The organism is Companilactobacillus mindensis DSM 14500 (assembly GCF_001434275.1).
GTDB classification, from domain to species: domain Bacteria; phylum Bacillota; class Bacilli; order Lactobacillales; family Lactobacillaceae; genus Companilactobacillus; species Companilactobacillus mindensis.
In genome coordinates, this window is the sequence record NZ_AZEZ01000014.1 from 1 (window position 1) to 7,478 (window position 7,478).

Consider the following 7,478-nt stretch of genomic DNA (forward strand, 5'->3'; position numbering starts at 1 on the left):
TTCATAGCTATCAGCAGACCGAGTGAAACAAGGTCAATGCGCACTTACACATAGAACTTATTCTATGTTGTGCTAGACCCATTAAAAACCTGTATCAGAAGTCGCCGTTGGCAACAACTTAACTAACCGCCCGCTGGTTGGTAGAAACACAAAAAGGTTTAGTGATTATTCACTAAACCTTTTTGTGTTGTCAGAGTGTATTGATAAGTATAGATATATTCTATGGGTTATGGGTTACAACTAATCTATCATGGGCTGGTTAAAGCGAACTTAATTAGACCCTAATAGATTATTTGAGCTAACTTTTTTATTGCACTTCAACTCACGCGAGCGTAACCGATTTTAGACATTTCCAAGTCTCCTTTTGGACAGTTCTAATGAACACTTGTAATTACTAGTATAGCACAGAAATAAAAAAGGCCATTAGGGTATACCCTAATGGACGTCACGCTAATTTATTGAAAAGGGAAAAATTCTCCTTCCCCTAGATTATCTGTATTTAATCTTGAATTTATAACGTTTTGATTTCCATTTACCATTTTAAAGGAAGCTGATCTTTTTTGTCCCAACAGCGTTCGGATTAATTTTACAATCTACCATGTTAGCGTTTAATCGTCAGATTTTGGGGTTGTTGCCCGATTACCGTGGGGTGAGCGACCAGATAGTCTTGAATCAGGTCGGCGACACTCGTGTTGATTTCACGAATAATCTTGCTGGCCCGAAACATCGGGTACTCGCCCCCGCCATTCCCCCGGTACTGGTTCATCACGATGTCGAGTTGCTGGTCGGCCTGCACCGGTTGTCCGTGGTAACTGAGGGCCGTGACCCGGGTCCCTTGGGGTTGGGTCAGGTCGAACGTGTAGTCGATACCGGCGTACACGTCGTAGTTGTACAGCTCGACTTTGGGGGTCGTAAACGTCTCGCTGACGGTGATGGCCCCGTTCTGGAGGGTGAAGAAATTGGCGCAACGCTCGAGGGCGGCCTTCAAGTCAGCGCCCGTGACCCGTTCCACGACCAACGTGTTGGGGTAGGGGTAACTGTTCAGGACCTGCCGGCGGGTAACGGTCTCGCCCAAGCCAGCAACATCATCGTTAAAGAGCGCGGTCGCGGCAATGTCGACCTGCCCAGCGTCGGCCTCGACTTGGTTAATGAAGTTGAGGTAGGGGTGCCCGTGCAATCGTGCGGCCAGGTGGTCGGTGACCCGGAGACTAGCGCCGCCGATGTGGCCCACCGGCGTGTCGAGCCAGTCCTGCGTTTGGGCTTGGATGGGGGCCAGCTTAGCCGTTAATTCGGGATCTGGCGTGACCGCTGCCGTTGGCAGGAGTTGGGCCCGGCGGCCGGTGATTTGGAGTTCTTCGTCCAAGTCGAGGTCGATTTCACCGACGGCCACGGCCTTGTCGCCCGGCTGGGTGGCGGGGATTTTGTGATAGACCCCGGCAATCAACCGGTGTTGGTGGCCGGTGACCAGAGCGTCGATCCCCGGGACCTGGGTCAAAAGTTGGGCCCCCTCGTTTTCACCCGTGAGGCGTTCCGTGGGTTCGCCCGAAACCAGGTTGGCTTCAAAGCCCCCGTGGTAGGCCACGATGATCACGTCGGCCCGTTGCCGGAGCTTCGGGACCCAGTGTTGTGCGGTCGCCAAGGCGGATTGGAAGGTCAGCCCCGTCAGGTGACTAGCTGGTTCCCAAACGGGGACGTAGGCGGTGGTCAGGCCCAGAACGGCGATTTTGACGCCCTTTTTCTTGAAAATCTGGTAGGGGGCGTCGACGATTCCCTGGGCGTGAGCGCCGTCAATGTTGGCACCCAGTAAGGGATAGTTGCGGTCGGCCATGCATTCACGCAGGTAGTCCAACCCGTAGTTGAATTCGTGGTTACCTAGGACCCCCAGGTCGTAGTGCAGGTCTTGCGGGAGTTTGGACAACAGGCTCGCCCGGTCAGGGGCCGCCGTTGCCAGGTAGCTGTCAAAAGAGGAGCCTTCGATCCAGTCGCCATTTTCGATGGTCAGGACAATGTCGTCCGGACCAGCCTGGTCCTGGATTTGGCGAATCAGGGTCGCCGCTTTGAGCCAGCCGTAAGGTTGTTGGTCATCCCGCTGACTATAATTCGTCGGGTACAAGAATCCGTGAACGTCACTCGTGGAGAGAATCTTGAGGTGTCGCATTAAATCAACTTCTTTCGTAATTGTTCCGAGAGCGTATCGATCAGGAGCACCATGACCACAATGCCGAGCAGGATGATGCCGACTCGGGGCCAGTTCCGCGTTTGAATCGCAAAGATCATGGGTGTCCCGATCCCGCCGGCACCCACCATCCCTAAAATGGAGGCGGACCGCACGGCGATTTCGAACCGATACAGGGTATAGGAAATAAATTCAGGCATGATGGTGGGAACGGTGGCCAGGGCAAAGACCTGAGCGTGATTCCCACCGGCACTGGTGATGGCTTCTTCCGCCCCGCGGTCCATGTTTTCGAGGGACTCACTAAAGAGTTTCCCTAACATCCCAATCGAGTGGATGCTGATGGCCAGGACCCCGGCGTACGACCCGGGTCCGACGGCTTTGATGAACATGATGGCGAGGACGATTTCGGGAAACGTGCGGATCAGCGTGAGCATGACCTTGCCGCTGCCGGAACGCAGGTGCCAGCGTTCGTGGACCGTACGGGCGGCCCAGAAGGCAAAGGGGACGCTGATAAAGGCGGACACGATGGTTCCCAAAAAGGCGATGGCCAGCGTCTGTAAGGTCAACGTGGAGAGGTCTTCGCCACTACCGTTATAAACGTAGGCCCAGTCAGGATGCACCAGTCCGTTGGCAATCGATTTCGAAACTTCCTTAGCGGAGGCTTGCAGGCCGGTGAATTGGAGGCCACCGATGGCCCAACTGTAGATGGCGATGATTACGACCAGCCAAATCAGCCAGCGCCACCGTTGCCAGAGTGACCGGGGAGAAAATTCATGAGATAACGTGGTTTGCATTAGAGCAGGACCCTCCTTAGGTGGTTGCTGACACCGTCGATCACCATCACGACGACCAACGTCGCCAGAATGATCATTGCGGTGGCACTGTAATTAAATTGATCGAGGGACCGCTGGAGGTAGACCCCAATCCCGCCGGCACCCAGGTAACCTAAGACCGTGGATGCCCGAACATTGATTTCCAAGGTGTAGAGAAAATAACTCACAAATTGGTTCAAGACTTGCGGCAAGACCGCGTACCAAATAATGGTGATCTTGCTTGCACCGACGGACTTCATTGCTTCCAGCGGGCCCATGTCGATGGTTTCAATGACTTCGTAGAAGAGTTTGGAGACCATCCCGAAGGAGAAGATGGCCAGGGTGACGACCCCGGCCGTCGAGCCGATACCGAAGACGGCGACGAAAATCGCTGCTAACAGCAGGTCGGGGAGCGTCCGGACCAGGTCTAAGACGAAGCGAATCAAGCCGCGCAGGTATTTGTTGCTGACCAGGTTATGCGCGGCCAAAATCGAGAAGGGAATGGCGAAGGCGGCCCCAATCGTAGTCCCCAAAATCGCCATTTGAATGGTTTCGTAGAGTGGTTGAATGATGACGGAAAGGTAGTCCCAGGCGGGGTGGGCCATTTGCACCAACAATACGGTGAACTGGTCGAGGTTGGCCAGAAACATGCCGAAGTCGGCACCGGTCGCCCAAGAGGACAGGGCTAATAGAATGATCAAAACCAGCGTCCAAACAATGGCGCGGACGTGGTGGCGTTGGCTCCAAGGACGTTGGGGCATTTCAGGATAGGACATAGGCTAAACCTCCGAATCTGTCTGGTAAACGTGGTCGAGCGCTTCGGTCGTGACGTTGGCGATGTCTTCATCGTAGACCAATTCGCCGGCCCGCAATCCCACGATGCGGTCGGCGTACTGTTGGGCGAGTTCGACGGAGTGCAAGTTGACGATGACGGTGATCCCGTCTTCCCGATTCAGCCGTTGCAGGGTGTCCATCACGGCCTTGGTGGTCCGGGGATCCAGGGAGGCGATGGGTTCGTCGGCCAGGATGATCTTCGGTTCTTGCATCAACGCCCGAGCGATGGCGACCCGTTGTTGTTGCCCCCCGGAAAGTTCGTCGGCGCGGGCAAAGATCTTCTTGGTCAGGCTGACCCGGGTAAGGGCTTGAAAGGCCCGTTTGCGGTCGTCGGCGCTGAAGAGACCCAGCACGCACTTCCAGGTCGGGTAGTAGCTGACCAGCCCGGAGAGCACGTTTTTCTCGACCGTTGACCGCTTGACCAGGTTGAAGTTTTGGAAGATCATGCCGATTTTGCGGCGTAATTGCCGGAGCGACTTGCCCTTATAGGCGCTGACGGATTCGTTGTCGACCAGGACCTCGCCGGATGAAATCTCGTGCATCCGGTTGATGGTCCGTAACAGGGTGCTCTTACCCGCACCGGAAAGCCCGACGACCACTAAAAATTGGCCCCGGGGAATGTCAAAATTAATGTCTTTGAGCCCGACCGTACCGTTGTTGTAAATCTTGTTTACGTGGCGGAATGAAATGATTGGGTCGGATTGGCTAGCTGTTGCTTGCATATAAATTTCCCCCTCGTAAAAAAGCAGCAAGGCACGTCATGAACGCCCCTTGCTACTCTTTCTTGACGTTAGCACGTGCTACTTATTGAGTGCTGCCGCTTTCTTATCGTAATCACGAATGATGTTAAAGTTGCTGTCTTTGGTGTCCGCGTAGCCTTCGTGAGCGTACACGCTGGAAATGATGGCGTGGCCCTGCTTAGTCTTCGCGATGGCCTTAAAGGCTTCCGCAATCTTCTTTTGCCACTTAGCGGTCATGTCGCCACGAACCGTGATGGTATCGTTTGGAATCTTATCCGTGGTGTAGATTGGGACCACTTGGCTCATGATGTTTGGCACATCCTTCTTGACCAGGTTCCGGGCACCTTGGAAGACGAAGGCGGCGTCCGTGTTCTTGTTGTAAACGGAGAGCACCCCTTGGTCATGACCCTTGACTTGCACCGTCTTGATGCCGTCTTTGTTGACGTTGATGCCGTGTTCCTGCAATTCAACGGCAGGGAAGATCCAGCCGGCGGTCGACGTGGTATCTTGAACGGCAATCTTCTTGCCCTTCAGATCCTTGATGGACTTGATACCACTGTCTTTACGAACCAAAATTTGAGACCGGTAGTAATTAACCAACCCTTTGGTGGCTTGGTCGTTTGGCTCCTTCCAGCCGAAACGTTCAGCTTGGAGGATGGCCTTGTCATGGTACTGCTTGTGCGCGAGGACGTAAGCGTCAGGTGGCAAGAAACCAACGTCGACTTTCTTGGACCCCATTGATTCGACAATGGTGTTGTAGTCCGTGGAAACACGAACGGTGACCGGAATGCCTAATTGCTTCTTCAGCAGACCTTCCAATGGCTTAGCTTTTGCCTCGATCGTTCCAGCGTTGGCTGAAGGCACAAATTCAACGGTCAACTTCTTGGGCGCGTATCCCGCGGAAGATGAACTTGTCGAGCTCGTGGCTTTCCCACAACCGAACAAAGTGATGGGCAATACTAAGAGGGCTAACCCGAGAACAACGAGTCGTTTAGACTTACCTTGCAAATGCATGTATCTCACTCCTCAGATATGTAATTTAGTTGCGTTTGATTCTTTTTCATTTTAGCATATAGTCGGACTTTTGCAATCAAATTCACCGATAAAATTCTTTATTAAACATTTTATGTTTAAAATAATTCGATAAAACGGGAATGTAAAACGTAAAACCCGAACAATAAATATTTAATCAGCCGTCTCGGTTTGAAAATATTCTGTTCAAACCGAGGCGGTTTTCATTAATTTTCAGCGAAAAAAATTTCCCTATCAGTGGTTAATAGGGAAATTTAATGCTGAGAAATATAATTAATAAGTTATCAGTCACTTGGGGGAGTGGTGGAACTGACGCGAACAACTCGTTGGGACATCCCAACGCCATCGAACCGGCGTCACTCACGGTTCGATGTCCCACTCTGTTAGATCATTGGGCGGTCAAGCCGCCGTCAAAGACGAATTCGGCCCCGGTCGCGTAACTGGAATCATCAGAGGCCAGGAAGAGCACCGCCTTGGAGATTTCTTCCGGTTGAGCGACCCGTTGGAGCGGAATCATCTTGGCAAACTGTTTAACAGCTTCGTCGGTGTCGCCTTGATGGATCATGGGCGTGTCGATGACGCCAGGATGAACCGAGTTGACCCGGATGCCATCGTGCGCCAACTCAAGCGCCGCGGCCTTGGTGAAGCCCCGAACGGCAAACTTGGTATCCGTGTACCCAACGGCACCACCGACCAGCCCGTTGATAAATGAATGTTGCTTTAACAGTAAATATCCCGAATTAACAACAACTAAAGTTTGCATCTAGTTTTTTCCCTAATGGCTTGTTTTGATACACCAAACTCATCAGCAAGTTCCTTAATAGTTTTAGGCATGATTTCCAAACCCCTTTTGGAGTTCAGCAAGCATTTCTTGTTTTGTCTGATCTCTTATTGTTTTATCATGCTCAATCTGTCGTTCGGCTAAAATCTGTTTTTCAGTTGAGCCTAGTGGTAGGCCTTTAACTTTATCGGTAGCACGCCATTTTTCTTGTTCTGTTAATTCACCATTATGCTGAATATTAAAAAGCTTTTGACGCTCATCTTGTAATTGGCCTTGTGAGAAATCATTGGCATCTTTCTTTTCGGGTTTCCAGGTAAACGAATAGCCAATAACTGGTTTCCCACGCCCCTTGCCATATTTTTTTCTAACCGTTAATCCTCTAAACAAAGGAGTTAATTCTTCTTTAATGGGTTTTATAACAAATTTATCGACGTTAGAGGGACTATTCCAGTAACTTTTGGGCATATCTAGTAATTCAAAAAAGTCTTCTTTAGAAAAATAAGCATATCCAGTGGTTCTGAACTGTTTTAGTAACCGAAACATTGTTTTTGCGTAACTACTTTTTAAATCTCTAAACTCTGCCAACGCATAACGAACCCAACTTTCAAGCTTGTTTAAAAGGGGTAAAGCACGTTCATAAACTTTTACGTCTACATAAGGTTCTTCTGCATCTCCATCAATTTTAAATTCTGTAAACAAAACAAAAAACTCTCGAGTTAATCCGCTTTTACTTCGTCTACCAAAATGTAATCCCATCATTTTTTCATAAGTTCTCTGAATGTCATCTTCAAAACGGTTATTTGCAGTAGGTTTATAAGCACTTAACTCTTTTAATTGATCAAAAGTAAAACGAACGGTCTGATTACTCTTATCACGCATACGAGAAATAATCGAAAAAAATAAATTCATTTCAACTGGAGTAAATTTTCGAAGTGGAATGGTATTTAACTCTGGATCATATTTAATAATTTCATTTCCCATGCTGTACCTCCTAATGATTACAAATTAATTTTAGATTATGTTTATCGAGTAGTCAACTTTGTAGTTCTACTTGATAAACAGACAAAACCTACTTGATAAACAGACAAAACCTACTTGATAAA

7 protein-coding genes are annotated in these 7,478 nt (G+C 50.0%); all 7 read right to left on the reverse strand.

Features of this window, described 5'->3' with window-relative positions; translation table 11 throughout:
* Positions 1-601: 601 nt before the first annotated feature.
* The 7 genes from FD29_RS02385 to FD29_RS02415 all read right to left on the reverse strand — a co-directional run bounded on the left by FD29_RS02385 (position 602) and on the right by FD29_RS02415 (position 7,356).
* Entirely contained in the window at positions 602-2,158 is a 1,557-nt protein-coding gene (locus FD29_RS02385) for a bifunctional metallophosphatase/5'-nucleotidase (RefSeq protein WP_057887389.1), read from the reverse strand.
* The gene (gene phnE, locus FD29_RS02390) at positions 2,158-2,970 is read right to left on the reverse strand and encodes a phosphonate ABC transporter, permease protein PhnE (protein WP_057887390.1); all 813 of its coding nucleotides are present in this window, start codon (positions 2,968-2,970) and stop codon (positions 2,158-2,160) included. The genes FD29_RS02385 and phnE (FD29_RS02390) overlap by 1 nt, the downstream gene beginning before the upstream one ends.
* Positions 2,970-3,764, reverse strand: coding sequence for a phosphonate ABC transporter, permease protein PhnE (gene phnE / locus FD29_RS02395; RefSeq protein ID WP_057887391.1), 795 nt, complete (start codon positions 3,762-3,764; stop codon positions 2,970-2,972). The genes phnE (FD29_RS02390) and phnE (FD29_RS02395) overlap by 1 nt, the downstream gene beginning before the upstream one ends.
* A gap of 3 nt (positions 3,765-3,767) precedes the next feature.
* A complete protein-coding gene (phnC, locus tag FD29_RS02400) occupies positions 3,768-4,544 on the reverse strand; it encodes a phosphonate ABC transporter ATP-binding protein (RefSeq protein ID WP_057887392.1) in 777 nt (258 codons plus the stop codon).
* 78 nt (positions 4,545-4,622) lie between these two features.
* Positions 4,623-5,576 carry a phosphate/phosphite/phosphonate ABC transporter substrate-binding protein gene (locus tag FD29_RS02405; RefSeq protein ID WP_057887393.1) on the reverse strand — a complete coding sequence of 318 codons (954 nt, stop codon included), beginning with the start codon at positions 5,574-5,576 and terminating at the stop codon, positions 4,623-4,625.
* A 406-nt stretch (positions 5,577-5,982) separates the two neighbouring features.
* Positions 5,983-6,357 (reverse strand): SDR family NAD(P)-dependent oxidoreductase, encoded by a 375-nt coding sequence (locus FD29_RS02410; RefSeq protein ID WP_235804249.1) that lies wholly within the window; start codon positions 6,355-6,357, stop codon positions 5,983-5,985.
* 63 nt (positions 6,358-6,420) lie between these two features.
* Positions 6,421-7,356, reverse strand: a complete 936-nt coding sequence (locus tag FD29_RS02415; protein ID WP_057887394.1) for a replication initiation protein — start codon at positions 7,354-7,356, stop codon at positions 6,421-6,423.
* Between the last annotated feature and the right edge of the window lie 122 nt (positions 7,357-7,478).

Excerpts from the sequence above, each read along its gene's own strand:
- FD29_RS02385 (WP_057887389.1), bottom strand. The coding sequence starts at position 2,158 with ATGCGACACCTCAAGATTCTCTCCACGAGTGACGTTCACGGATTCTTG.
- phnE (WP_057887390.1), bottom strand. The coding sequence starts at position 2,970 with ATGCAAACCACGTTATCTCATGAATTTTCTCCCCGGTCACTCTGGCAA.
- phnE (WP_057887391.1), bottom strand. The coding sequence starts at position 3,764 with ATGTCCTATCCTGAAATGCCCCAACGTCCTTGGAGCCAACGCCACCAC.
- phnC (WP_057887392.1), bottom strand. The coding sequence starts at position 4,544 with ATGCAAGCAACAGCTAGCCAATCCGACCCAATCATTTCATTCCGCCAC.
- FD29_RS02405 (WP_057887393.1), bottom strand. The coding sequence starts at position 5,576 with ATGCATTTGCAAGGTAAGTCTAAACGACTCGTTGTTCTCGGGTTAGCC.
- FD29_RS02410 (WP_235804249.1), bottom strand. The coding sequence starts at position 6,357 with ATGCAAACTTTAGTTGTTGTTAATTCGGGATATTTACTGTTAAAGCAA.
- FD29_RS02415 (WP_057887394.1), bottom strand. The coding sequence starts at position 7,356 with ATGGGAAATGAAATTATTAAATATGATCCAGAGTTAAATACCATTCCA.